This is a genomic window from Undibacterium sp. GW821-FHT11B02 (genome assembly GCF_058808955.1).
Genome location: NZ_JBXASD010000009.1, coordinates 201810 through 226689, shown reverse-complemented (window position 1 = coordinate 226689; position 24880 = coordinate 201810). Strand labels below are relative to the sequence as shown.

Annotated in this window: 23 protein-coding genes and 1 pseudogene; 7 read left to right on the top strand and 17 right to left on the bottom strand. The window is 49.9% G+C overall.

The features are described 5' to 3' along the window. Window position 1: 1 nt before the first annotated feature. The 8 genes from AC1RVX_RS20190 to gspG all read right to left on the bottom strand — a co-directional run bounded on the left by AC1RVX_RS20190 (window position 2) and on the right by gspG (window position 7467). Window positions 2–1876: a secretin GspD/PilQ domain-containing protein gene (locus AC1RVX_RS20190; protein WP_493218395.1), complete on the bottom strand. Its 1875-nt coding sequence runs from the start codon at window positions 1874–1876 to the stop codon at window positions 2–4. Beyond that, the gene (locus AC1RVX_RS20185) at window positions 1873–2346 is read right to left on the bottom strand and encodes a hypothetical protein (protein ID WP_493218394.1); all 474 of its coding nucleotides are present in this window, start codon (window positions 2344–2346) and stop codon (window positions 1873–1875) included. The genes AC1RVX_RS20190 and AC1RVX_RS20185 overlap by 4 nt, the downstream gene beginning before the upstream one ends. After that, window positions 2346–2885, bottom strand: a complete 540-nt coding sequence (locus tag AC1RVX_RS20180) for a hypothetical protein (RefSeq protein WP_493218393.1) — start codon at window positions 2883–2885, stop codon at window positions 2346–2348. Before AC1RVX_RS20180 ends, AC1RVX_RS20185 begins: the two co-directional genes overlap by 1 nt. Next, a complete protein-coding gene (locus AC1RVX_RS20175; RefSeq protein ID WP_493218392.1) occupies window positions 2882–3448 on the bottom strand; it encodes a hypothetical protein in 567 nt (188 codons plus the stop codon). The genes AC1RVX_RS20180 and AC1RVX_RS20175 overlap by 4 nt, the downstream gene beginning before the upstream one ends. Further along, on the bottom strand, window positions 3445–4056 hold the full coding sequence (locus tag AC1RVX_RS20170; protein ID WP_493218391.1) for a hypothetical protein: 612 nt from the start codon (window positions 4054–4056) through the stop codon (window positions 3445–3447). The genes AC1RVX_RS20175 and AC1RVX_RS20170 overlap by 4 nt, the downstream gene beginning before the upstream one ends. A 31-nt stretch (window positions 4057–4087) precedes the next feature. Continuing rightward, the gene (locus tag AC1RVX_RS20165) at window positions 4088–5737 is read right to left on the bottom strand and encodes a GspE/PulE family protein (RefSeq protein WP_493218482.1); all 1650 of its coding nucleotides are present in this window, start codon (window positions 5735–5737) and stop codon (window positions 4088–4090) included. 86 nt (window positions 5738–5823) lie between these two features. Continuing rightward, window positions 5824–7005, bottom strand: a complete 1182-nt coding sequence (locus AC1RVX_RS20160) for a type II secretion system F family protein (protein ID WP_493218390.1) — start codon at window positions 7003–7005, stop codon at window positions 5824–5826. 15 nt (window positions 7006–7020) lie between these two features. Next, window positions 7021–7467 carry a type II secretion system major pseudopilin GspG gene (gene gspG / locus AC1RVX_RS20155; RefSeq protein ID WP_493218389.1) on the bottom strand — a complete coding sequence of 149 codons (447 nt, stop codon included), beginning with the start codon at window positions 7465–7467 and terminating at the stop codon, window positions 7021–7023. Window positions 7468–7866: 399 nt separating this feature from the next. Between gspG and AC1RVX_RS20150 the strand changes: the two genes are divergently transcribed. Together AC1RVX_RS20150 and AC1RVX_RS20145 are read left to right on the top strand one after the other, a co-directional pair. Next, the gene (locus AC1RVX_RS20150) at window positions 7867–10209 is read left to right on the top strand and encodes a putative bifunctional diguanylate cyclase/phosphodiesterase (protein ID WP_493218388.1); all 2343 of its coding nucleotides are present in this window, start codon (window positions 7867–7869) and stop codon (window positions 10207–10209) included. Window positions 10210–10600: 391 nt separating this feature from the next. After that, window positions 10601–12145, top strand: coding sequence for a methyl-accepting chemotaxis protein (locus AC1RVX_RS20145; protein ID WP_493218387.1), 1545 nt, complete (start codon window positions 10601–10603; stop codon window positions 12143–12145). Between the two features lie 82 nt (window positions 12146–12227). Here AC1RVX_RS20145 and AC1RVX_RS20140 read toward each other — a convergent pair. After that, window positions 12228–12786: pseudogene (locus AC1RVX_RS20140) on the bottom strand (LysE family translocator). 39 nt (window positions 12787–12825) lie between these two features. Here AC1RVX_RS20140 and AC1RVX_RS20135 point away from each other — a divergent pair. Further along, window positions 12826–13887, top strand: a complete 1062-nt coding sequence (locus AC1RVX_RS20135; protein WP_493218386.1) for a GlxA family transcriptional regulator — start codon at window positions 12826–12828, stop codon at window positions 13885–13887. Window positions 13888–13899: 12 nt separating this feature from the next. On the opposite strand, the gene AC1RVX_RS20130 is transcribed toward AC1RVX_RS20135, so the two are convergent. Continuing rightward, the gene (locus AC1RVX_RS20130) at window positions 13900–14265 is read right to left on the bottom strand and encodes an SHOCT domain-containing protein (protein ID WP_493218385.1); all 366 of its coding nucleotides are present in this window, start codon (window positions 14263–14265) and stop codon (window positions 13900–13902) included. Between the two features lie 269 nt (window positions 14266–14534). On the opposite strand from AC1RVX_RS20130, the gene AC1RVX_RS20125 reads away from it, so the two are divergent. Further along, window positions 14535–14837: a hypothetical protein gene (locus tag AC1RVX_RS20125; protein ID WP_493218384.1), complete on the top strand. Its 303-nt coding sequence runs from the start codon at window positions 14535–14537 to the stop codon at window positions 14835–14837. A 213-nt stretch (window positions 14838–15050) separates the two neighbouring features. On the opposite strand, the gene AC1RVX_RS20120 is transcribed toward AC1RVX_RS20125, so the two are convergent. Continuing rightward, window positions 15051–15200, bottom strand: coding sequence for a hypothetical protein (locus AC1RVX_RS20120; RefSeq protein WP_493218383.1), 150 nt, complete (start codon window positions 15198–15200; stop codon window positions 15051–15053). Between the two features lie 159 nt (window positions 15201–15359). On the opposite strand from AC1RVX_RS20120, the gene AC1RVX_RS20115 reads away from it, so the two are divergent. Continuing rightward, a complete protein-coding gene (locus AC1RVX_RS20115) occupies window positions 15360–16295 on the top strand; it encodes a cation diffusion facilitator family transporter (protein WP_493218382.1) in 936 nt (311 codons plus the stop codon). Between the two features lie 607 nt (window positions 16296–16902). Then, complete coding sequence (locus AC1RVX_RS20110) at window positions 16903–18513, top strand: sensor domain-containing diguanylate cyclase (RefSeq protein ID WP_493218381.1); 1611 nt, start codon at window positions 16903–16905, stop codon at window positions 18511–18513. Here the strand turns inward: AC1RVX_RS20110 and aroQ are convergent. After that, the gene (gene aroQ, locus AC1RVX_RS20105) at window positions 18494–19150 is read right to left on the bottom strand and encodes a gamma subclass chorismate mutase AroQ (protein ID WP_493218380.1); all 657 of its coding nucleotides are present in this window, start codon (window positions 19148–19150) and stop codon (window positions 18494–18496) included. The genes AC1RVX_RS20110 and aroQ overlap by 20 nt on opposite strands. Before the next feature lie 48 nt (window positions 19151–19198). Next, window positions 19199–19819, bottom strand: a complete 621-nt coding sequence (locus AC1RVX_RS20100) for a hypothetical protein (protein WP_493218379.1) — start codon at window positions 19817–19819, stop codon at window positions 19199–19201. A gap of 382 nt (window positions 19820–20201) precedes the next feature. Here AC1RVX_RS20100 and AC1RVX_RS20095 point away from each other — a divergent pair, with 382 nt between their 5' ends. Next, on the top strand, window positions 20202–21299 hold the full coding sequence (locus AC1RVX_RS20095; RefSeq protein WP_493218378.1) for a hypothetical protein: 1098 nt from the start codon (window positions 20202–20204) through the stop codon (window positions 21297–21299). Between the two features lie 33 nt (window positions 21300–21332). On the opposite strand, the gene AC1RVX_RS20090 is transcribed toward AC1RVX_RS20095, so the two are convergent. The 4 genes from AC1RVX_RS20090 to eboE are packed head-to-tail and all read right to left on the bottom strand — an operon-like array spanning window position 21333 to window position 24874. After that, window positions 21333–21767, bottom strand: a complete 435-nt coding sequence (locus AC1RVX_RS20090) for a GAF domain-containing protein (RefSeq protein ID WP_493218377.1) — start codon at window positions 21765–21767, stop codon at window positions 21333–21335. 16 nt (window positions 21768–21783) lie between these two features. Beyond that, window positions 21784–22686, bottom strand: coding sequence for an EboA domain-containing protein (locus AC1RVX_RS20085; RefSeq protein ID WP_493218376.1), 903 nt, complete (start codon window positions 22684–22686; stop codon window positions 21784–21786). An 11-nt stretch (window positions 22687–22697) separates the two neighbouring features. Beyond that, complete coding sequence (locus AC1RVX_RS20080; RefSeq protein WP_493218375.1) at window positions 22698–23669, bottom strand: UbiA family prenyltransferase; 972 nt, start codon at window positions 23667–23669, stop codon at window positions 22698–22700. Then, window positions 23666–24874: a metabolite traffic protein EboE gene (gene eboE, locus AC1RVX_RS20075; protein WP_493218374.1), complete on the bottom strand. Its 1209-nt coding sequence runs from the start codon at window positions 24872–24874 to the stop codon at window positions 23666–23668. Before eboE ends, AC1RVX_RS20080 begins: the two co-directional genes overlap by 4 nt. Window positions 24875–24880: the final 6 nt, after the last annotated feature.

Sequence of the window (24880 nt, the reverse complement as noted above, 5' to 3'; positions counted from 1 at the left end):
GTCAGCCACCAACCTTCTCGCCGGCAGGCGGATACTGCATTGCTGGCTGAGTTGGCTGAACTGACGCAGGCTGTTGTTGCAACATCGCCGGCTGCTGACCTGGCAAACCGTCACGTCCACGCAAACTGGCATCTGTGCCGGCATCAAATTCGATATCGCCCGATGCCCCCAGCGGCTGATTACGAATAACCCTGGGTGTAATGGACAAGACAATTTCTGTCTTGGTTCTTTCTGTGCCACGATTGCCAAACAAACGATCCAGCACTGGCAACTCCCCCAGACCGGGCACTGCATTGACAGTGTGCTTGTCGTTATCACTGATCAGTCCGGCCAGCACCTGGTTTTCACCATCGCGCAGACGCAAGACCGTGATTGCATTGCGGGCGCCAATGCGATAGCCATATGGCTGATTATTGCTGTCAAAAATAGTGCCCAGAATACTGCTGACTTCCAGATTCAGCTTGATGGAAATCTCATCATCAAGATACACCACAGGCTCGGCTTCCAGCTTCAGGCCTACGTCAAGGTAATTCACCGATTGCGATGTCACCCCGGTCGCAGTGACATTGGAAGATATACTGGGCACCCGCTCACCCACCTTGATCTGCGCTTTTTCCCTGCTCTTGATGCGTATGCGCGGATTCGCCAGCACGCTGACATTTTCACGATTAACCGTGGCAGATAATTTCATCGCGTCCACGGTTGCCAACACGCTGCGCGAATTGATATGCATTAAATCATTCAATGTGAAAGCACCGCTGTTGATGCTGCCATCTTCATTCAAGTTCGATTTAGCGAGTGGGCTCAAACCAATATTTCCAGGCCATTTCACACCCAATGCTTCAAGGTCACTACGCTGCACTTCCAGTATCTCCACTTCCAGCATCACCTCCGGTTCGGCCACATCATGCAGCGCCACCAATTTGGCGGCCATGCGTATGGTTTCGGGCGTGTCGCGTATCACCAGCATATTCAGTTTTTCATCCACGACCAGATCACGTGTTTTCAGCAATGTCCTCAGGCTATTCGCTACCAGCTTGGCCTCGGCATTGGCAATTTTAAAGCTGCGTATGTTCAACTGCTGATAATTGCGCTGTTTGGCCTGATCACTGGGATAAATCAAGACAGTGCGTTCATCAACGATGCGCTGTTCCAGTTGCACGCTCATCAGCAAGTTACGCAATGCCAACTCTACCGTGGTATCCCGCAAATCCAGATTGACCCGCAAATCGGAAGGCACATCCCTGTCCAATGTGAAATTGATACCTGACGAATGCGACATGGCTTCCAGCACAGCCCGCACCGGAGCTTCACGAAATTGCAAGCTCAAACGTTTTTGAAATGCCGTACTCAACACTGCGTTTTGCATGTGCGCTTCAGGCTCACCGATTTTTCGCTGTAGCTGCAAGCCTTTGGCATGCCGCGGAAACTCGGTGAGAAAGGCATGCAGCTCCTTGCGTGCCTCGTCAGGTTTTCCAGCATCCCATAATTCGTTCACGCTCTTCAATAATCTGGATTGGTATTGACTGGCAGCCAATGTGCGTACACCCAGCATGGCCTGCTCCACCTCACCAAGGGCAGCTGCCTGTCGGTAGGCAGACTGCGCCTCATCCCATGCTTCGCGTCGTGTCGCTTGTGCGGCCAGGTTCAATAATTGAGTCGCCAATTGGCGTCGGGCATTGACCAGCAAAACACGGGCTTCAATATGGTTTGGCGTTTGCTTCAACAATTCTTCCAGTTGCACTATGCCTTCCTCCAGTTTGCCAGCCTCCAGCAAAGCACGAATTTCCGTTGGTTTTGTCTGAGCAGTGGTTGCGCATGCCGCAAGACCCAGCAAGCCGCATACCAACAACGCATTTCTTGCAATTCGTTTCATTGATTCACCCTGAAGCCGATCCGGATTTCCTGACCAGACTGATTGTCCCTGATATGTACGCTGTCTTGCTGCAAGTCCATTACGCGATAACGCTTTTCAAACATCACCCCAGAATGGGCGATTAACACTTCACCATTTCTCATCAAAAAAGCTTCACGTCTGCCATTTTCTTCTTTAAAACCAAGCAAACTGAATTCCTGTTCCACTCCACTATCTTTTCCCTCTGCAGGAGCGCTTTGGGGCAGCCGATTCATTACCGGGACCGTATGATCGGCAAACAAGTCGGGGACTGGTGCACTTTCAACAGCGGACTGTTTTTCCATGCTTACTTCAAGCTTGCTGGCTGGTGTACGCTTTAATGGCTGACTTGGCTCGACCTCCGCAACAATTGACGGGGGTGGCCGGTCCAACAGAATCAGCAAACCAACTCCTGCCAGTATCGTCAGCATCAGTACCAGTCGCTTTGACATCAGGTGCCGCCCTCAGCCAGTGTCTCGACCGGCTTTTCCACTTCAAACCAGATGGAAAACGACAGACGGGCCTCAACACCAACGTCAGTACCACGCAGATTCAACTCATCCATGGACAGACCGGGAATATCACGTGTTGCCCGTAAAAAACCGCGTATCTGCGGGTAGCTGGCGGTAACAGGCAGTTGCAGTTGCCAACGACCTATATGCCCATTTTCATGTCGCTTGTAGTCTGCCTGCATGATCGCCAACCCCTGTTCCTTCGCTATGCGTAAAATACTTTGCACGCCATCATTCGCAGTGGACTCCAAAGGCAAATTCAAGGCGTTTGCGGTTTGAGCAGATTTTCTTTCGCTTGCACTTTCCGGTTGCATCGAGAGCTCCTGCAACTCTGACTGCACACCTGCCTCCTGCACCGGTAACCATACCAGCCACAATAACAATACCAGCAACAATATTGCCACTCCGGGAAAAGGCCACAAACCATACCGCAGCACAAAGATGTCAAGGTACCAGCGCAAAGCAGAAAGTCGATTCAAGGTGACTCCTTTTCCTGCGCTTCGGGCATGCGATATGGATCCGCAAGAACGACCTCAAATTGAAAATTCAAACGTACTTCCTGCGTTTCGTGGCGCAACAGGCTTACTCTCAAAAAGACAGGACTCTTCTGCAATTCACGTAGATACATCTGCATGGCAACAACATCAACGACGTGCGCCTGCACCCTGACTATGCCGCGCGTTAAATCCGGTTCAAATGCATCCAGCCTCGCGCCTGGCACGGCTTCAAATGCCTGAAAAATTTCTTCCCAGCGCAATTTTCGCAAATATTCTGACTGACGCAACAACAGAACCTCGTTATTGCCAAGTTGCTGATGTGCCTGATCAGCACCAGTCACCCGCCCTTGTTCGGATTGTGTTTGCATGCGTTTCTCTTCCAGGCGCACAAGATCAGTCCGTAGATGTTGCCAATCACGCCAGGCCAGAACAAGCACACATAATGTCAACAAAATCAATACAAGAAATGCCTGTACGCCACGACGCTGACTGTCCCAGCGCCAAGGATTATTCTTATCTGCAAAATTGATTTGCAGAGGTTTCATGCGATTGACTCCCGTGGTAGCCAATGCGGCGGCCTGGCATCGCCGGTCCAAAATTTCTCGACCGGCAATTGCTCTCCCATTCGGAGTAACTCTAACGACAACAAGGCATCTACATCTTCACAACGCAGCTGACGTACCAGCCTTAACACACCCTGCTGCCAATACAACAAGATACTGATGCCATCCTGTACAAAACACCAGGCACCGGTAAGAGGAAGACTGACACATTGCTGCCGCCAAATCGCCACCAGTTGCGGCTCCAGACTGCGCAGCGCATAAATCTCAACGGCCTGCAACAAACTGCGCGGCAATGCACAAGCCAGCATCGGCTCACCTTTGTGCCAGTCGGCCTGTATTATCCAGTCTGTCGCTGGCTGTCCATACAAATTTTCAAAACGGGCATTCAACAGCAAGAAAGAATCATTCAAACTGACGATTTCATCAGGCAGATCCAACAAGAAATAGCGTACCCAGCAATCGGCTACAACAACAATCAAGGCGGCCTTTGCGGTCAGCAATCCGGGCAGTTCTTCACGCAAGGCTTGCCAATCCCCCGGCTTTGCAGCCAGCTTGTGCGGCGAACTGCCATCAGCGCGACTGAGCCACATCTCCTGACCACCAATGTTCAAATAATTTTTTTCAACCCGCCAAAGTGACACGCTTAACCTCTTCTAATGTAGTTTGACCATTGGCTACCAACTTCAATGCATCTTCAAATAAGCTGCGCATGCCGCTGGCTCGCGCCATTTCCTTAATCTGCCGCAAGGGTCTGCGCTCTATCACCAATTCGGCCAAGGCATCATCTAGTGTCAATATTTCAGCCACAGCACGGCGTCCGCGATAACCCGTTCCACGGCAATCGCCGCAACCTGTTCCTCGTCTGAAAATGTAATCTTTCACCGCCTGGCGTTCCAGTCCACTGCGCAACAATTCCTCGTCATCTGGCTCATAACTGGTGCTGCAGTAATTACAATTGAGTCTGACCAGACGTTGTGCAATGACGCCATTGAGCGAAGAAACAAAAGAATAGGGATCTATCCCCATATGTGCAAAGCGACCAAACACATCAAACACGCTATTCGCATGCACGGTGGACAAAACCAGATGCCCGGTCAATGCCGACTGCACGGCTATTTCACCAGTTTCCTGGTCACGAATTTCGCCGACCATAATAATGTCGGGGTCGTGACGCAATATCGAACGCAGACCACGCGCAAACGACAAGCCTTTTTTGTCATTCACAGGTATCTGCAAGATGCCTGATAAATGATATTCAACCGGGTCTTCTATCGTGATGATTTTTGCCCGGCCCGTATTGATTTCTGTCATCGCGCCATACAAAGTCGTGGTCTTGCCAGATCCGGTCGGCCCAGTCACCAGCACCATGCCATAGGGTTCCGCCACCAGACGACGTATGGTGGTCAGGTGATCATCGGCAAAACCCGATGCATCCAGTGTCAGTCCACCATGCACATTGACCATGGCTTGCTTGTCGAGTATCCGTATCACGGCATCTTCGCCGTGCACACTGGGCATGATAGATACCCGCAAATCAATCTCACGCCCTTGCGCCTCTACCCTGAAACTGCCGTCCTGCGGCACCCGGCGCTCGGAGATATCCAGCTCTGCCAATACTTTGATGCGGGACACAGCCTGCTCAGCCAGCGCCCTGCCCGTCACTTGCGCGGCCTGATCCAGCACCCCGTCTATCCGATATTTCGTCAGCATGCCATTTGGTGTCGATTCAAAATGGATGTCAGACACGCCCGTCTTCAAAGCGTCGTATAGCGTGGAATTAACCAGCTTGACCGCCGGGCTGGCAGCATCGCTCAAGGCGGCATAACTGAGATTTTCCAGCAAATTCTTATGCTCGCCATCAACTTGCTGGTCATGAATCAGCACATCAACGGAACGCACCGATTCTTCCTGCTTGGCCAGGTAAGCATGCACCTCTCCTGGCAAAGCAAGTCGCCATTGCAGTGGCGCAGCGGCCAGCGTTTCCAGCCAGATTTGCAGATTTTGATCATACGGATCGCAGACCACTGCCGTCAGTCCCAGCGCATTGCGCAGTAACACACATTGCCTTACCTGAGCCCGTGCCAGCGGCAAACATTCAAATGCAGGCTCATAGGCAAGCATGCCTGCCATATCAATCACCGCCAAACGAAACAAGGCTGAGGTCTGCGCTAACAAAACACGTGGTTCAAGTTGTGTCAGTGCCTCAAGTTCTATAAAAAAGCTTCCCCCTGAATGCCGCGAATTGAGATGCGCCGTACGCACGGTATCCATCATACTGACAAGCTCCTTTCCTGGCTGCGGACTATGCCCCTGCGTTTATTCAGCAGGCCCATACTGCGATCAAACCTGCTATCCATTTATTGCAAAGTACCTGCCAGATCAAAAATAGGCATATACAACAACACAACAATCAAACCAATCACGATACCTATCAGTGCCATCAAGACCGGCTCAAAGGTTTTACTGAATTTCTCTATCCAAATTGTTGTTTCAGCATCATAAAAAAGTGCAGCCCGTGTCAGCATCAAACCCAGTTGCCCCGTATGCTCACCCACTCGCAACATGCGCAAGGCGATCGGAGTGGTCAGGCCATTTTTTTCAAATGCATCAGAAAAATTACCGCCCTGAACTATACTGTGGCGCGCTGTCACCAGAGCCCTGGCTCTGTGTGCAGACAACGTGCCACTTACCATTTCCAGCGCATTGACCACGGCGATACCGCCTTCCAGCAACATGCCCAAAGTCAGGTACAAGCGTGCTAGTTCAAGAATATTCACGCGCTGTGACACTCCTGGCAAACGTGTCAACATCGACATCAACCGCCCTGAACGCCTTAGCCGGCGCCACCAGGCAAGTACACCGAAGATGACGCCTACGGCTGCCATCAGCAACAACTTGCCATGTGCAGCCACCGCTGTCCCCCAGGCAATCAGCCATTGCGACATCAGCGGCAGTTCCCGGCCACTACCCTGGTACACCACAGAGAACCGGGGAACAACATACCCCAGCAAAAACATGCTGACTACACCACCGACCACCAACAATATCGCCGGATAAATTGCAGCACTGACGATGCGGTTCCGAATGCCATTGATACGCACCTGATATTCAATGTAGCGCGACAAGGCCTGTGGTAAATCACTGGTACGTTCTGCGGCTTTAACAATACCAATGAACAAGGGTGGAAAATGTTCCGGTTCAGCAGCGGCTGCGACAGAAAATCGCAAGCCATCCCGCATACGCACCAGCAAACGAGCCACGACGCTTGCTGTCTCACTTTGCGCATCTTTCTCACCCAGGGCTTCCAGGCTCTCGATCAAACCCAATCCTGCTTGCAGCAGCGCCAATAACTCTTGCGTAAACAAAACCAGTGAAAAATTTTTGCCACGCTTTTGTACCTGCGCCGATAATGGCTTTACATCCAATACCGTCATATGTCTTGCAACGGCAGCACTTGATGCACCGTCGGCATCCATTGCTTCCAGTTCCAGCGTTTGGACACGATTATCACGGCCTACTGCGCGAACAGCGTAACGCATGCCGGGCCTCAGCGATCAGTTGGTAACATCTGCAGCTTCGCCGGCACCGCCGACGCGGCCATCCTCACCAAGCGAGGACAGATCATATTCCTTGCCATTGCGCCCGGGGATGCGATAAATATACCCATTGCCCCATGGGTCCACAGGTACCGCTTTTTGCAGATAAGGTCCGTTCCAGCGGGCAACACCAACTGGTCGGACCAATAATGCATTGAGCCCGACATCTGCAGTTGGGTAGCGCCCGACATCCAGCCTGTAATTGTCCAAAGCCTTGCTGAAAGACTCTATCTGCGCCTTGGCCACTTTCTGCCTGGACTCACCCACTTTGGAAAAATACTTGGGACCTACATATGCACTCAGCAAACCGATAATGGCGATCACTACCAGCAATTCCAGTAGCGTAAAGCCTGAAATAGGTGATGAATTCCATCTGGTATTACGTGAATCATTTCTCATTTGCATGAACCACTCTTAAAATTAAGGCAATGAAATACCATGGATTTCATTGCCTGGGCCTTCCTTATCAATACAGAAATATGCGCATCAAAATGCAATATTATTGGCCAGACCGAATTAAATTTCGGTCTGACCAGTTTCATTTTACTATGCAAATTTTCTTTTGTGGATATCAATTGACATTAAATTATGTGCACCTGCACAAGAAAATCAGGCGCAACTTTAGTGCAGTCTTCAAGCGCCATGAAGCACGAGTGTCACTTCATGGTGCATGGCCCTGCATGCGCATTACCCTGCAACACGTACCAGAAAAAGCAGAGATGACAGGTGTTTTCGATCAAAATACCAATGAGATGTGAATGGTATAAAAATTGCTGCATGAAAATACCACTTATGAGAGCAACCATGAATCTTTACGACATGCATGAATTTGTCTCCCCACCGCAATCCGAGCCCATCTTCATGCCTGGACGCCACATCACACCCGCACTGAACGAAATTCTGGCAAATTCCTGCCATCATGATCCTATCGAGGATGCAGCATCTTTTGGCCGCTGGTGGCTCGATACTGCAAGCGGCGAACTGGTGCTTTCTCAGCATGCCGCCGGTTTGCTCTGGGTAGTTGCAGGCTGGCATGCGAATCTGGAACACTGCTTCAGCCATGCAGTCCTGGAAGATTTGAGTACGCTGATCCAGGCATTGAATACAGTGCCAGTGAAGAATAGCCCGATCGAGTGCGACATTCGTGTCATCAGTGAAACCCATGGTATGCGCTGGTTGCGCCTGGTGACCATGCCAGGCGCAATTTTTCAGCCAGGCCTGATCGCTGGCGTCTTGCTGGATATCACAGCCAGCAAACACTCAGCAATGCGCGAGAGATTAAGTTTTGAATCGACCAGATTATTTGTAGGCACGGACACCCTTGGCAGTGCTGTTACCAAACTGATACAACTGGTCTGCGAAAACCTGGGTTGGGAATGGGGAGCCTACTGGGCACTGGAAACCGACAAACAGGAACAGCAAAAACTCAGTTGCCAACATTACTGGCACAGCGCCCAGAATGCGTTGAGCAGCTTTACGCAGGAAAGTCTCAGCATGCACATGACACCCGGCGACGGTCTGGTCGGCCAGGTATGGCAACGAGGTGAAGCACGCTGGGTTGAAGACATGCAAAGTGACCAAGAATTTTTACGTAACAGCAGCGCCAGTCAATGTAAGCTGCGTTCAGGCTATGTCTTTCCGGTTGCTTATGTCACCGACGAAGGTGATCGCCACAGCCCTGGCGTACTGGAATTTTACAGCCGCCTGTCACGCCAGCGCGAAGCACAACTCCCTACCGTTTCGGCCAGTATTGGTGCCCTGATCGCCCAAACAGCACAAAGGCTGGAACAGCAAGAAACCATACGCCAGTTGGCGCAAATAGATGGCTTGACCGAGCTGGCCAATCGCAGCCATTTTTACCGCATGCTGGATAAAACCTGCCTGGACAATAGTGCAGACAACAGCCCTTTCGGTTTGATTTTTATCGATCTTGATCGCTTCAAACCGGTGAATGATGCATTTGGTCATGAGGCGGGTAACGTTGTTTTGAAGGATTTTTCTCAACGCTTGCAGTCACTGGTGTCAGGCCGCGATCTGGTGGGGCGACTGGGAGGAGATGAATTTGCCATCTTGCTACACCCAAACAACTCATCCACGCCATTTATAAAGCAACTGGACACGCTGGCAAAAAAAGTACTGGATGCAGCGCAGGTGCCGGTATTATTCAACCATCATGAAGTCGCCATCTCGGCCAGTATAGGGATCAGCATTTTTCCTGAAAACGGCATGAACAGCCCTGATTTACTGCGCAGTGCTGATACAGCCATGTACCGCATCAAAAAAACCGGTCGCAATGCCCTTAGTTTTTTCTCCACCAGCACCACACAGACGCTGGCAATGCAACAGTCTGATCTGGCGCAACGCCTGACCATGGAAGTGGAACTGTATCAGGCCATGACGAATCAGAGTCTGTTTCTCGAATACCAGCCCATCTTCGACGGCAATCGCCACATCGTCGCGGTAGAAGCGTTACTGCGCTGGCGGCGTTTGAATGGTGAGATGGTCAGGCCAGATATCTTCATTCCTATTGCAGAACAAAGCCACCTTATCGTGCAGATTGGCAGTTGGGTGGTCAAACAGGCATGCCATGACCTGGCCATTTTGCACAAGGCTGGCTTCCGTGATTTAAAGGTGCATGTCAATATGGCGCCATCCGAATTTACCAGTAACACCTTGCCGGCAGAACTCAGCGCCGTGGTCGAACAGTCCGGCATTGCGTCGCGTCACCTGTGCCTGGAACTGACGGAGAGCATGCTGATGCAACAACCGGATCGTGTGATACCCATCATGCACAGCCTGCGACAACTGGGTTTTGGCATCAGCCTCGACGATTTTGGCATGGGTTATTCATCGCTGTCACGTCTGAAAAATCTACCTATCTCCTCCATGAAGATAGACCGTTCATTCGTCAGTGGCTTGCCAGACCAGGCAGAAGACCGCGCCATCGTCCGCACCATCATAGAACTGGGGCGCAACCTGCGCCTCAATATCATTGCAGAAGGCGTGGAAACCGATAGCCAACTCGCTTTTCTGCGTCAGTTTGGCGATACCCTGATACAAGGCTTTGTGATGTGCCGCCCGCAGCCACTGCATGAATTGATACGCCTGTATCAATTCATGCCCAGGCTTGCCGACGTGTATGCCTGACGGTGACTGCGTTTGACCGGGTGGCTATCCCTGCCACTACACAGACTTCAATGAAACCACCTTCACAGCAGCTGGCTACAGGTAGAAAAGTACGCTAAAAAAACTTTCTGTTTACAGGAAACCGCAGCGCAAGAATTCTGCTGAGCGCCGTAGGCTGCCAGCCACATTCTGTTGCCTGCTCATCGTCGCCTGTGATTGGACCGACAACAGCTAACACACAAAAATATTTCACGAGCCGGCATACGCAATTTGTTACACTCATCCGTAACAAACACCCATTAATAAAGAATGGCAAGTAAACTACTGACACCAATCACCCCTATATCCATTCCTGAATCCCCTTCAATCTGCGCCATTGCCAGCCGATCACCGGCAAATCCAAGGAGAACGTATGAAATTTTCGGCCAAAATAGTTTTGTGCTCTACCATACCTGCATTACTGTTTGCCATAGGTTTAGCCACTTCAATTACCTCCTTACTATCAACACGCACACAGTTTGACAATTACATTTCGACTGAGCAGGCACTGGAAAGGAACATCTCTGAAATGTATGCCCAGGGCCTGCAAATGGGCCAGGCACTCAGAAATGTGGTGCTGGACCCTAGCAACAAGAAGGGAGTGGACAATTTTCTGGCAGCACAAGTGGCCTACGACAAGGCATTTGAACAAGCACTAAAAGTATCTGCTGTGAATGGCACCACACAAAACCTGGCCGAACTGCCCAAACTGAGGGCGATTCACGCCCAGACACAAGAAAAGATCGTTGCCATTCTTAAAGAAAAAGGTGACGCTACGGTCGTCCTCAATGCGGAAGAAACACCAGCCTGGAGAAATTTGCGGGCTGAATTATTGAAGCAACGTGACGAAGCAGGCAAACGCTCTGCGCAAGAGCATATCAACGTCAACAATAAGGTCAGCTTTGCCATCACCTTGTCTATCTGTCTGGCTGTACTGGCAAGCCTGGTTGCTGTCTTCTTAAACTTCTTTTGCCAAAAAACCTTGCACAAAGAACTCGGCGGCGACCCGGTCCAGGCCAGAGAAGCGCTGGCGAATATTGCCAAAGGCAATTTGTCCCAGAGCATAGACAACAGCGCCAGCGACAGCAGCCTGATGGGCGTGTTGCAACAAATGCAGACCTCGCTGGAATCACTGGTCAACGGCGTAAGAAGCTCGGCCACCGGCATCGCCCAGGCCACTAACGAAATTGCATCCGGCAGCATGGATTTGAGCAACCGTACAGAAAGCCAGGCCAGTTCACTGGAAGAAACAGCGGCTTCAATGGAAGAGCTCAACTCTACCGTCAATCAAAATGCCGACAATGCCAGACTGGCCAATCAACTGGCAGCGCAAGCATCTGAAGTGGCCACACGCGGTGGCTCCGTGGTTGAACAGGTAGTCGGTACCATGCGCGGCATCAATGAATCTTCTAAAAAAATACAGGACATCATAGGTGTGATCGATGGCATTGCCTTCCAGACCAATATCCTGGCCCTGAACGCAGCAGTAGAAGCTGCCAGAGCTGGCGAACAGGGACGTGGCTTTGCCGTCGTCGCCACTGAAGTAAGATCCCTCGCCGGACGTAGCGCAGACGCCGCCAAAGAAATCAAATCCCTGATCAGCACCAGCGTCGAATCAGTAGAAAAAGGATCCCAGTTGGTGGACCTGGCTGGCACCACCATGAACGAAGTGGTTGGCTCCATCCGCAAAGTCAGCCAAATCGTCGCTGAAATCACCGCATCCAGTTCAGAACAATCGGCTGGCGTTGCACAAGTTGGCGAAGCCATCACCCTGATGGATCAAACTACCCAGCAAAACGCCGCACTGGTAGAACAAATGGCCGCCGCAGCAGCCAGCCTGAACGAACAATCTGGTGAACTGATGAATGCAGTGTCGGTCTTCAGGACGCGGCAAAGCATGCATTTGCTGCGGGTTTAAGGCGATACACAAGTATGTCTAATACTGATTTAAACTCACTATGAATTGAAAACTACACCACTGGTACGCAATACTGTGCTCCTTACCTTATCAACGGTAAGGCGGCACCGATAAAAACAAACAATGTGCCACAAGTGCGGTTGAAACGCTTCCCTCCTCTTTCAAGCCACGGGCGGACGCGATGTGCCAATCTTGCGAGAAAATATTCGACCAGAAACTCAATGGCAGCAAAAGTTGCAGTCATGACGACAAACTGTGGGAACAGCGCCCGCTGCAGATCAATAAACTGTGGCAGGAAGGCGCCATAAAACAGCAAGACCTTCGGGTTCGCTATTGCAGTTAGCAACCCCCGGCGGAACAAATTGCCCCCATGCGATACTTCCACATTTCCCTTGGGTGCCAGATGAAGTCCCGGCGCACGCCATAATTGAATGCCAAGCCAGACCAGGTAAACACCTCCAGCTAATTTAAGTACCAGCAATGCATTAGATGAAGCCTGTCACGCCCCCCGCAACTGTATAGATAGCCTTCTTTGCTCCATACAGTGTACCATGTGTCATGGCGAGCAATCCATTCGGCCCCGGTGTAATCGACAGGCCCAACACCGCTATCGCGTAAATAATCCAAGTGTGCAAGGCCATATGATTTCTCCTGTTCGTTACCGACACAGTGTAAAGAATATGCTTGATCAACAATGGTATTATTTAGACATTTTAAGACGATTTTTGGACATATCAAATATGCACACTCAAGCACAGGTGGCAGACATTCGCGTTTTGCTATTGCCATTGCCAGAATTTGCGATGTTACCCTTCGGCGGATTTCTGGATAAACTGCGATTTACTGCAGACGAAGCCGACTACAGCCGTCAACGCTATTGCACATGGCATATCCTGGGTCTTGATCCTGGATATGTTGAGTCAAGCAGTGGAATCGCCGTGCAAATCCAGGTTACGCCGTCAGAAATTAACTATCCGGATTTCGATTATCTGGTCGTATTTGGAGGAAGAAACGCCAAAGCGACGCAGGCGCTGGCCCCACATTACAAAAATATCCTGCGCCTGGCTGCGGGACACGGTGTAAAACTTGTCTGCATCGACAACGCATGTTTCATGCTGGCAGAGTGTGGTCTGCTGTCAGGCCACAAAATCGCACTACATTGGAGACACGAAACCGAATTTCGTGCATCCTTCCCCCGCATAGAAATCATGAGCAATCAGATGTACTGCTTTGATGGTGACCGAATATCCTGTGCCGGTGGCACTGCGGCGATAGACCTTGCCGTAGAAATGCTGGCGCGTGTCTGCGGTCGTACGAGGGCCTTGAAAGGTCTGGCTGACATGCTGGTGGACGAGGCACGCAATAGCAGCCACCAACTGCGATCACTGGATTATGAAGCAAGTGCAGGACGCCATGTAGGTCGAGCCATCGCCCTGATGCGCACCCTGCTTAGTGCAAGCAGGACAACAGAAGAACTTGCTAACATGGTCGGTATCAGTCGGCGGCAACTGGACCGTCAGTTCTTGATAAGCCATGGCATGACAGCGAAAAATTATTGGAACGAAGTACGATTGCAACATGTGAAGTGGCGCCTGCTCAACTCCAGTCACAGCCTTGCATCTATAGCAGATGAAGCTGGCATCTCCGACGTTAGCTATTTAGGGAAAATCTTCCGCAAGCGATTTGGAGAGCCACCGGCAGAATTTAGAAAAAACCTAGCTCTTCATTTTCACCAGCCTTAAAGCATTCATGCTCTACATCGCTTTGAGTATTTCCTGCCTCTTTGTTTCGTATTCAGCCTTGCTTATCAAGCCGTCTTTGAGAAGCGCATCAATTTCTTTCAATTTTTCGGCAGTTGATGTCGGCGCAGGTTTTGCCTTGACCGAGTTTGCGGACTCAATCTTTGTCGGGCAGGTTTGCGCACAAGTTTCCATTGCGGTTTTGCAGGATGCCTCGTTTGCCAGTGGAAACAATTTGAAACCGCTCATGCAGGTAGTATGATTGGCCGAGCATTGTTGTGCACACGCACTATCAATGTTTGCAAAATCAACTTTCGGCGCACCGACACAGGCTGACAGCAAAAAAGCAACTGCAGAAATCAAGGGTATAATTTTTTTCATTGATGTATTAAAAATGGCGAAATAATTATCAGGGCAGACCGACCTTCAAAAATATGGCGGCCACTTATTGTATTGCAATCTTCATACACACTCTAATCATTATTTCCACTTCCACTATTTTTTGAATGCTCAACAATCCTGCATGACAAAAAAGGAATGCCTGAAGATATGGGGTTACAATATGGATAAAGAGAATTATTAAAGCTCTTTTAGGTATTATATCTAAAATACCTTCTCCGCTTCTGCCTAACATCTACGGAGCATAGCGTATGCAGTACTTACATGACCGTTTCGGTGTACCAGATGAAAATCTGCTGGCCGCCCAAAATTGGGCCGCCAAACAAAAAGATAAGACTTTTCAAACTTACGTCCCTACACGTAAGGAAGTTGCCAAACTGGGACGAAAGAAGATCACCTCCATATTAATTGACTGGATGTGCCGAAGCCCCACAGAAATCATTCCCAGCCGTACCCAGATTATCGAAGTAAGAGATATACTGCTTACCAGAAAAGACGCTGACAAACTGAATGGCTTGATCACGATGTGCAACTACTACATCACTAACGACTAACATGCATTTCCCATAAAGAAAAAAGCAGCCCAAAGGCTGCTTAAAAAAGCTTCAACACCGAGGAGATGTTTGCCACAGTGTAAAGCAAAATCCTTACAAGTTTGTGACATCGTGCACAAACCTCCATGATGTGTGCATGAAAGATTAGCTCGCTAAATCACCAATCACATCAGTAACCACAATAGCAAATTCAGCCGGGCGAAGATACGCTCATCACTTCTGCCAGGCCGGGTCGCCATCGAAGAAAAACTGCAAAACAAATCTGCATAGAAATGCGTCCAGCACGCTAAAGACAACACAAATTGGCATCACCAGCACTATCATCAGCGGAACAAACGAAACAGCCGCCAAATCGGCAGGCATACCTACTGCGGTCGAGGTGACTGTTCATAAATTGCTTTACTGGCGCAACAATGATTCTGACCTGCATGTCGCTGGCTATGATTGACACGCGTGTGATGTAGCTGTTCTAATCGCGCCCACGTAAATCTATAACGCCAGCCATCCACAAGAAAGCCAGCAATGATTCCTCAAGATTTTATCGAAGACCACGAAGACCTGGAACACACGGTGGCAGAAAAAGCAGCTGCCGCCAGACGAAGTACCTGGACCAGTGTGGTCGTGAACCTTTTGCTCAGCATAGGTCAGATTGTGGTTGGCATTATGGCCAAGTCGCAGGGATTGATTGCTGACGGTATACATTCGCTATCTGACCTGGTAGCTGATTTTGTGGTACTGCTTGCCAGCCATCAAAGTAAAAAAGGAGCCGATGAAGACCATCCATACGGCCATCAGCGCTTTGAAAATGCGGCTTCCCTCGCATTGGGAATGCTGCTATTGGTGGTTGGAGTGGGAATGCTGTGGTCCGCAGTACAAAAACTAAGGTCACCTGCCACCATACCCGAAGTCCACATTGCTGCATTATGGGTAGCGATCGCTGCCTTGATATCTAAAGAGTTACTGTTTCGCTACATGCTGGCGATTGCAACAAAAGTCAAATCTGGCATGCTGCTGGCCAATGCCTGGCATGCCCGTTCTGACGCAGCATCCTCCTTCGTTGTAGGCCTTGGCATTATCGGCAATCTGGCTGGCTACCCTATACTCGATCCGATTGCCGCGTTATTTGTCGGCTTAATGATCAGCAAAATGGGCTGGGAATTCGGCTGGGAAGCGTTGCATGATTTAATGGATCGTGCTGCAGATGAGGAAGAAGTGGCAGCCATACGCCAGACTTTGATCAATACCCCCGGGGTGCGCAACGTACACGATATACGCACCCGCAAAATGGGGGATATGATTGTCGTTGATGTCCACATTGAAGTTGACGCACACCTCACCGTTGAAGCGGGCCATGACATTGCAGTTGCGGCGCGACAAAGCGTACTGCAAAGGCATCGTGTCCTCAATTTGATGACCCATATTGACCCGTGGAAATCTGCTGATACAGATCATGACTGAACAACCATCGGCTAGAAGCCGGTCGTTTTAACCTTGCAACTGGAAAATAAAACCAAGAAATCTCTGCGCAGCCTCACGACACGCGTCAGCACAGGAATCAAAATAACTCACGGCGATCAGAGCGACTGACTTAACAGCCTGTTCCTCATTTCAGCAACATAAAACAGGTATTTAACCACGTTACCAACAACAAGAGTCTGGTATCACCAAAGTTGCTGATCCCGTATAACACAAAAATTTTCCAAACATCCTCAACAGGACTCACGCAAAACCGCCCTAAAGCGTTACAGCTCCCGCATTTACTAAGACCTTGTATAAAGTATTGTCTGCGTCGCTGACGGTACAGTCGGGGTTGCAGGCACATGTTGCCTGCCGACATAACGAACCTCCCTTGCAAGGGAGGTTTCCTAAAAGTGACAACCTTGCTGGGTCAATTATGTGTAAGTCCTATTTTTAATACTGGCAGGAAATATTTTCATCGTACTTAACAATAAAATCATATTTTTTTACTAATATACCCTATAATTATTAATATCTTTGTTTTTCTTCAGACACAGTACGCTTCCTGCTTCAGGTTGAATCACTACCAGACAGAGGGGTTCATTTCATGACGACTATGGCTGCCATCAATACTGGTCTTACTGACCCTCCTCCCAGAAAATTTCCTGTCACCGCACTTGCCACCAGTTTTGTGATTCTGGTCTGCGCCTCTCTTATCCTGGTTCAGGGCTGGGTCACCTGGAGGGCACGGGAGGTACAACTGGCCGAAACTGAGATAGCTGCATCAAATCTGGCACGCTCGATTGGGCAGCATGCCTACGATACGATCAAGGGGGCGGACACCGTACTGGTTGGTTTGGTAGAGCGACTGGAAGTGGACGGTGTCACAGAATCGAATATAGATCGTTTTCATTCTTTGCTAATCAAGCGCGTTCAGGAATTACCACAGCTTCATGGCCTTTTTGTGTACGACCAGAATGGTCGCTGGGTTAGCAATTCGCAGGCAACGCTGAATAAGACTGCGAATAATTCTGACCGTGAATATTTTATTTATCATCGTGAGCATACGGATCGCGGTGTGCACATTGGACCACCGATCAAGAGCAAATCCACAGGTGAATGGATAATTACAGTTTCACGCCGCTTCAATAATAACGATGGCAGCTTTGCCGGAGTTGTATTGGCGACGATCAACATGAGTTATTTCAAGAAATTTTACGAGCAATTTGATATTGGCGAAAATGGGGCAATTTTTGTCGCACTGACTGATGGTGCCATTTTGCTGAGACGCCCTTTCGAAGAGAAATCCCTTGGTAGAAATATTTCGCAATTTCCGCTGTTTCGTGAATATCTCCCCAGCGCAAAAGTGGGTACGCAGACTTTTACCTCCGGCCAGGATGGCATCACCCGTATCAACAGTTACCGCCAATTGGCGCAATATCCATTGGTAGTATCTGCCGCTCTGTCTAAAGATGAAGTTCTGGCAGAGTGGAAATCGGATGCTATTGTCCATGCCATTGGCGTAGGCTGCCTGGTATTCGGCCTGGCTTTAATCGGCTCACGACTTATCATGCAAATCAATTTACGCGTGCAGGCAGAAGCTGAACTGGTCAAGACGCGCCAATCACTAGAACAATTAAACCGGACATTGGAAAAATTAGCCATGCAGGATGGGCTAACAGGTCTTGCTAACCGCCGCCAATTCGATATTGCCTTAAAAGATGAATTTAGCCGGGCAATGCGCAATGCCAGTTCCCTGGCATTGATCATGATCGATGTTGATTACTTCAAACAGTATAACGATATCTATGGGCATGCTGCCGGTGACGAATGTCTGCGCGCAATCAGTAAGGTGGTTGCCGCTGGCAAGCACCGACCAGGAGACCTTAGTGCAAGGTACGGTGGCGAAGAGTTGGCAATCTTATTACCTGGCACCGATGTTGCAGGTGCCATGAAGGTAGCAGAAAATATACGCCAGGCGATTTACCAACTGGAACTTCAACACGCTGGCAATTCGACCGGCGTAGTCACCGTCAGTGCCGGCATCGACGCTTTCGTGCCGGTCAGAGAAAACAATCAAGCGCATGAACTGATCGAAGCAGCCGACAAGGCGCTTTACCGTGCAAAATCGAAAGGACGAAACTGCGTATACGCTGGAAGTAACCATGCTGGGCAAGATGCGAGCGGTAAGCTCGACGCTATGGCTGTGCAATCTTGATCAATCCAGTCAAAGCCTTCTGCCATGCCAAAGCGTACGCTGGCACTGAATTCTTTATACCAGCGCGTACATTTGTTTCAGCAGCGGCGATCTCAATGGCATGTTGCCCAAACCGATTACTTAGCAACGACTGTGTTCTGGCAAGGGCCGTCAGTAGATCTATCGTTAGCTGATCAAGTGCAGGCCGGATTTCTGTTTTCAAATCCGGTGAATTGCTAAATGGAGCTTGATGCCTGCTTACCCATTCAATAAACAGGGCTGACTGTATCATCTTGCCAGCCACGATCTGTGCAGCAAAAAAATCTTGGGCAGACTTTGGAGCAAGACCATATTGCGGTGCCTGCCTGGCCAACGCATCAAGGATTTGCTGTTCACGGACAGGGTCGTCAACGGCTGTTTTGGTGTTCCACTTAAACATGGCGACGTCTTCTGCCAGATTCAGGCGTTGCTGCATCAAAAGCAGCAAACGAACCAAATCAGGATCGGCTGCTTGCCGCCCATATCCAAGTTCAACCTTTGAAGAGTTTGCTCCCTTGTCACTCTGGTCTGGGGCAGTAGCACTCTGAGTTGCACACCCTGCCAACACCGCCATGATCAACATGGCCAGGAAAAATTTTATGCTTCTTAAAAAAATCATTAGTTGACCACATTCCTTACATAAATTTTGCCAGTGATGCACCGTCTGCTATTGTGGCAAAGCCCCAACCACAAACTGCTGCCCATCAAAGTGAATTGTCTGTTGCGGATTCCCCTTCATGTTAACGTCCAACAAAGCAGTTTCATTGGTAACTACGACGACACCGTTTTGCACTATGTTGAACATAAAGATTGATACGACATCGCTTGGAAGCAATTGAATGTTCATATTGGCTTCAACCACGGTTGCACTCGTGGGTTGTGCATTGTATGAGGCACCATTCGCCGTGATTGATTGCAGCAAACCAAAAGTAAGCTTGCGTCCATCCGCATTTTGTACATTGTATGTATTTGGCTCAGCAGACGCTTCTGGTGCGCCGAAAGTATTATGCTGAAATGGATAAATGGCGCCTGCCTCTGCAGGAAATACTGAAGAATATGCCGTGATCGGTGCATTACCACCTGTTGTGTCAGGTGACCCAAATAATCCGTAGACTGAATCCCACGTAACAAGGTTATTTTCAAACGGTGCAAACGTCACCCACATGGGGACTTGATTCACGGTGCTTGTTGTTTGCTCACCCTTTACCATCGCCACCAGATAACCCTGTTGATTCAAACTTGCTGTATCGGCTTTTGAAAATTGAATCTTAAGTGTAAAGTCGGTCATGACATGTCCTTGTGGTTGGATGATGGCCCTATCACTTCGTGTTTAAGCATCGTTGCTCGTCTCAACTGGAGCGGTGATATAAAACTTGATGTGTCGTCAGGCAGATTCAAGACCAAACAATACGAGCTTTTTTGTATATTTGTCAAGCACCGCAAACCCTGCGGTAATATGTCGTCCTGTATCTGAGAAATCGATTTTCTCTAGCCATAGACTTTATCTGATCAAGCGGCAGTTCGCCCCTCCATTTGCAGTCAATTGATATTCCCACTCACAAAAGACCATTCAATAAAAAATGTTATATTGACCATGTTTGTCTTTTATGAAACACTTGATTATCAATCAGACAGATTGATGCCCTTCATTCACACATCGATCTCCAACCATGGAAAATCTGCGTCCTATCGTTGTAGAACAACAGCCCAAACGCAGCATCTGCGCCTCGAACGTAGTCTTGCGTGGGCTAAACAATCCGCGTGGGATCAAGCTGAAAGAGGATGGCAGCTTGCTGCTGGTGGAGGCTGGTACCGGTGATACCGAGCAACCGTTTTCTGGGCGTTTATTGCAGTTCAAACTGCAGTTCAGGTCCGATGGTGCCGTGGCTTACGCCATCTCAGAAGTGCTGGCTACTGGTTTTCGTTCCATGAATATGCAGGCACGTATGTGCCGGGATGAAATTTTTGGTCTTGCTGATGTGGCATACGGTGGCGGTCGCTGGCTGTTGAGTCAAACTGATTATGTATCCGGCTCACGCATCATGGATTTATCGGTTTTACCTCCCCGCCCCTTGTTCCATAGCCACGGTAATTTGAATGCCTTGTGCTATCACTCGCAGAGGCAAAGCTGGCTGACGGTAAAACCAGACACCAATCAGGCTATAGAATTCATCGATGGCAAACCAGAAGCAGTGGTCGGCGCGCTGCCAGATTTGTCTGGCGGCCAGCGTGCAGTACCTGTGACCGTGATTCTGGATCAAAGCTGGAAGCAAAATACCACAAGCCAACCTGTATTGATTTCCTTGTTCTCCGGTGAGTTGCAGGGCGACGTTGAAAAAACCGGTATACATTTTGAAAAAGGCGTCAGCAAGATAGTCCGGCTGGATCTGGACACTGGCGAAGTCAATACGGTGATAGAGGGGCTGACACTGTCTACGGGGATGGCTTTTACCGACCGGGGGCAATTATTGGTGCTGGAATTATGCGAAGACTTTTTGCAGCCCATGCCAGTAGCTGATATACCGCAAATACCCTGGCATGGTGGTTTCAAGCGCTATTCAGGACGCCTGTTATGCTTTGATCTGGCCAGCCAAACCATTCACTGCCTGGCAGAGCATCTGGACACACCTTCGAATCTATGTGTCATGGGTAATGTCGTGTTCATTAGTGAAGGCATGGGTTTGCCCGGTCGCCCCATTGCCAATGCGACTGGGGAAACCGTGGCACTGGAAGGCTTTGTGCGCAAATTAAGCCTGCCTGAAAACTAGAACTCATTTCATCAATAGGGGTAAGTTCTATAATCAGGCAGTTTGCAGACGCGCTGTCAGTTCGGCCAGTTTATCAGGGAATGGTGCTTGTGCTACCCACTCCGCCGGGTCACCTTCTTTTTGCCAGGCAAAACCAACCACTGCCATGACATCACCCGCCTTGTTAAGCAAGGGAATGGCAATCGCAGCCTGCGCCCCAACTGCCTTGGCACCTGGACGTATATTGCCACTTTTGTCGTCTTGCAGATTACAGGTTTGTACTGGTGCCTTACTCAGTTGCGCAGCACCAGCCATACCCTTGCCGTGACTGACGTGGGCCACAATGGCAATTACCGGTTCGGGTATGCGCAGGGCTGCACTCAGGTACAAGTCTTGACCACGCTGTATGTGGATGGTGCCTGCAGCGGCATCCAGTTTGGCGATACTGTCTTCCAGCCATTGCTGGTGTTCGGCGTTTTTTTCATACATGGTGTTCTCCTTTTGATCAGTGATGAGTATCTTCCAGCAATTGTTGCCAACTGATATCTGCAGCACGCACTATCAGTTGCTGTTGCTCACAGATGCTGTGCAGCTTACTGGCGTGTTCTGGCAAGCTCTTTGCGATTGCCAGTCGTTCGATATCCCTGCCCTGCTCCAGTACGCGCAGTAAATCAGATTGTCCAACAGCATCTGCATGCGGTGTCACGCAACGCCATAGTTCAGGGTTAATGGCACGACCTGCCGCCCAGCGTTCATGTGCCAGATCCAGTAAGATGGCAGCCAATGCCGGATTATTTCTTTGTTCCAAGCCCTGCACTGGCCATAAGGGGCTATCAAGAAAAAAGCACTTGACCACCATCTGGTTCCAGGCCGCTTCATCAAATACTTCCATGGGATAGGGATTGCGATGCGCCATGGCTTCAAAAATGGGACGCATGCTGGAACGTATGGCTTCGCGTGCGCGGTGTTCTATCGCGATGGCAGCGGGATACAGTGGAAAGCCAGAGTACAGAGCAATCAGCTCATTGATTTCAGCACTGTCAGCAATGCTGCCCAACTGTCTGGCGAATTGCGTTTCATCACCAGTATAGCTGGCGAGTATGAAGGCTACCCTCGCTGCGATATCCATACTCCAGCACGATGGATCGAAACCGGGGCGTAGCTGGTTTGCCTGTGCAAGTTCATCGCTGCTCAAATTCAAATCAACCTTCCCCATTTTACGTGCTGCCATGCCCATGGCACGGTAGACATCGCGTTCCAGTTTTGCTGTGCTGATTTGCTGGCATTGCTGTCTGAACCAGAGCAAGGCTTCTGGTGTATTGCGCGATGCTATCCAGGCGTCAAGCTGCACCAGAGCTTTCTCTGTTTGTGGCCAGGCCCGCATTTCTTCTTTTGAGGGTTGTTTCATGATCACGCTTTTCAAGTTCCAGGTATCACACGTTGCAGCACCCTGGTCATGACAAAGGCGCACAGGCAAAACGCCACAGCAGCAATACCACCACCGGCTATTGCTATCACCAGGGCATCGAGCAAGGATGTTGCAGCAATCAATTGCGCCACTGCCTTGGGTACAGCACCGGCAATATGGCGTGTGATCAACAAACGCACCGCGATAATGTCAGCGATAATCAGCGCCAGCAACATCAGCAAAGGCAAGCCGTCGTCCCCCCAACTGGTGACCGAACGGCTACCATACAAAATCACAGGCAGGGCCAAAATCAGCAAGGGCCACAGACTGCCAAGACGATTCAGGCTTTCTTGCTTTGCTGCGTAAGTCAGGCCAACTACGTGCGCCCAAATGGCCAGAGCTGCCAGTACGACCGTGGTATTCACCAGTACAGTATTGGTCAAAGGCATGGTACTGCCTGCCTGGAACAGGTTTTCATCCGCCATATTGCCGGTGATGACCATGGCGCTGGCAGCCGCCGCGAAATAAACAAGCGCGCGGCACAGACCCATAATCAGCGGGCTTAAAGGATTGCCCTTGTGCCAGACGTTGTACAGCAATATAGTTGCGGCCAATGCGCAGCCACAGGCGATAGCCCAAGTGCCGTAATAACTGAGTATGGCAATGCCTGCAAGCTGCAATACAAAGCCGATGGCAAATACGGCACGGGCACTGATCTGGCCTGATGGGATTGGCCGCCCCGGTCTTTCACGAGCATCAATTTCCCTGTCAAAAGCGTCGTTCAGATACATACCGGCGCAATAAAAAGCAGAGATCGCCAGCATCACCAATAAGGTATGCAAGGTGGATAAAGGACGGCCAGTGATGCTGCTGGCGACAATCGCCCCGGCCAGCACATTGGTCCACACCGTAGGCAGATTGGATACTCTGCCCAGACGCAAATAAATACCCATGCGGCTGTTGTTCATCGCTATTGTATTCATGTCCGCAGTTCTTTCATGATAAATGCCAATTCATGTGCAATGGCATGTGCTTTGGATTCGTTCTTTAAATGGGCGGGCAATACGTCCCAGGTATAAGTTTCCACTTCAAGGTGATTGGAAAAACCTTGTTTGCGCAAAGCTTGCAATGTCGCAAGCAAATCTGCCCGGGTTGAACCCAGCTGATCATCACTGTCCCAAAATATCGGTACATGACAATGGATGCGCCATTCACCGTCTGCCTTGCCCAACTGATACGCTGTAAAAGCAGCTGGTAGGTCGGTATAGCGTTGCAAACCAGTTTGACTCTGGACGACCACCTGATGCAGATATACGCCATCATCAAAGCGCTGTAATTCAGCCAGCATGTCGGCGTGCATTGCAGGAATGCGCAAGGCACAGGACAACTGAATCTTGGGGATGCGTATGCCAAAGGCTTTTAATGTCTGCATTGCGTTCACTGGATCTTCAAACTCGACAGCAGCATGGCAAACGTCATAGCAGACACCCAGATGACGACGCATGAGATGGCTGGCTTCTGCTTCTGTACTGACACATAAATCTGCCAGCCTGATGATGCTGTCGGTAGCCCACAGTTGCTGACTAAAAAATGCCGTGGTTTCGGCCAGGGTTTCCAGAAAACAGCAGGGTTCAGGCTCCAGCGCCAGGGCGATGCATTTGCCAGTATCTTGTTCCAGTTGCGCCAGCATGGCCACTGCTGCGATTAATTGGCTGACAATCTGCGATTGCGCATCCGCTGTTTGTGCTTCAGCTTTATAGGCACCAGGGACGGTGGAAATACTGCCTTCCATACCATCCGGCAAAAGCGCTGCCAGGATATGTGCGCATTGCCTGGTATAACGCAAACGCTCGTCGTCACGCCAGTCGGGCAGATAGACTTGCTCTTTCACCCTGATCGTATGAAAAGGTCCATAAGGAAAGGCATTGATGGTGAAAACGTAGGCACCCAGACGCGCAAGTTGCGCTTTAAATTCATCCAGCTTTGCCGGAATGATGAGGCTGTCTGCCGCCTGTGCAGATAATCGTAAACCTATGCCAAAAGCCTGATCGTCGTGTTGTTCCAGTTTTTTCCTTAGCGCAGGAATGGTTTCATCCAGGCTAGCAACCACTTCATCCCAGCTTTCACCCGCATGAATATTCGTGCAGTAAGTCAAATGCACGTTTTGCGGAGGCAGGGATAATTGCATTTCAGC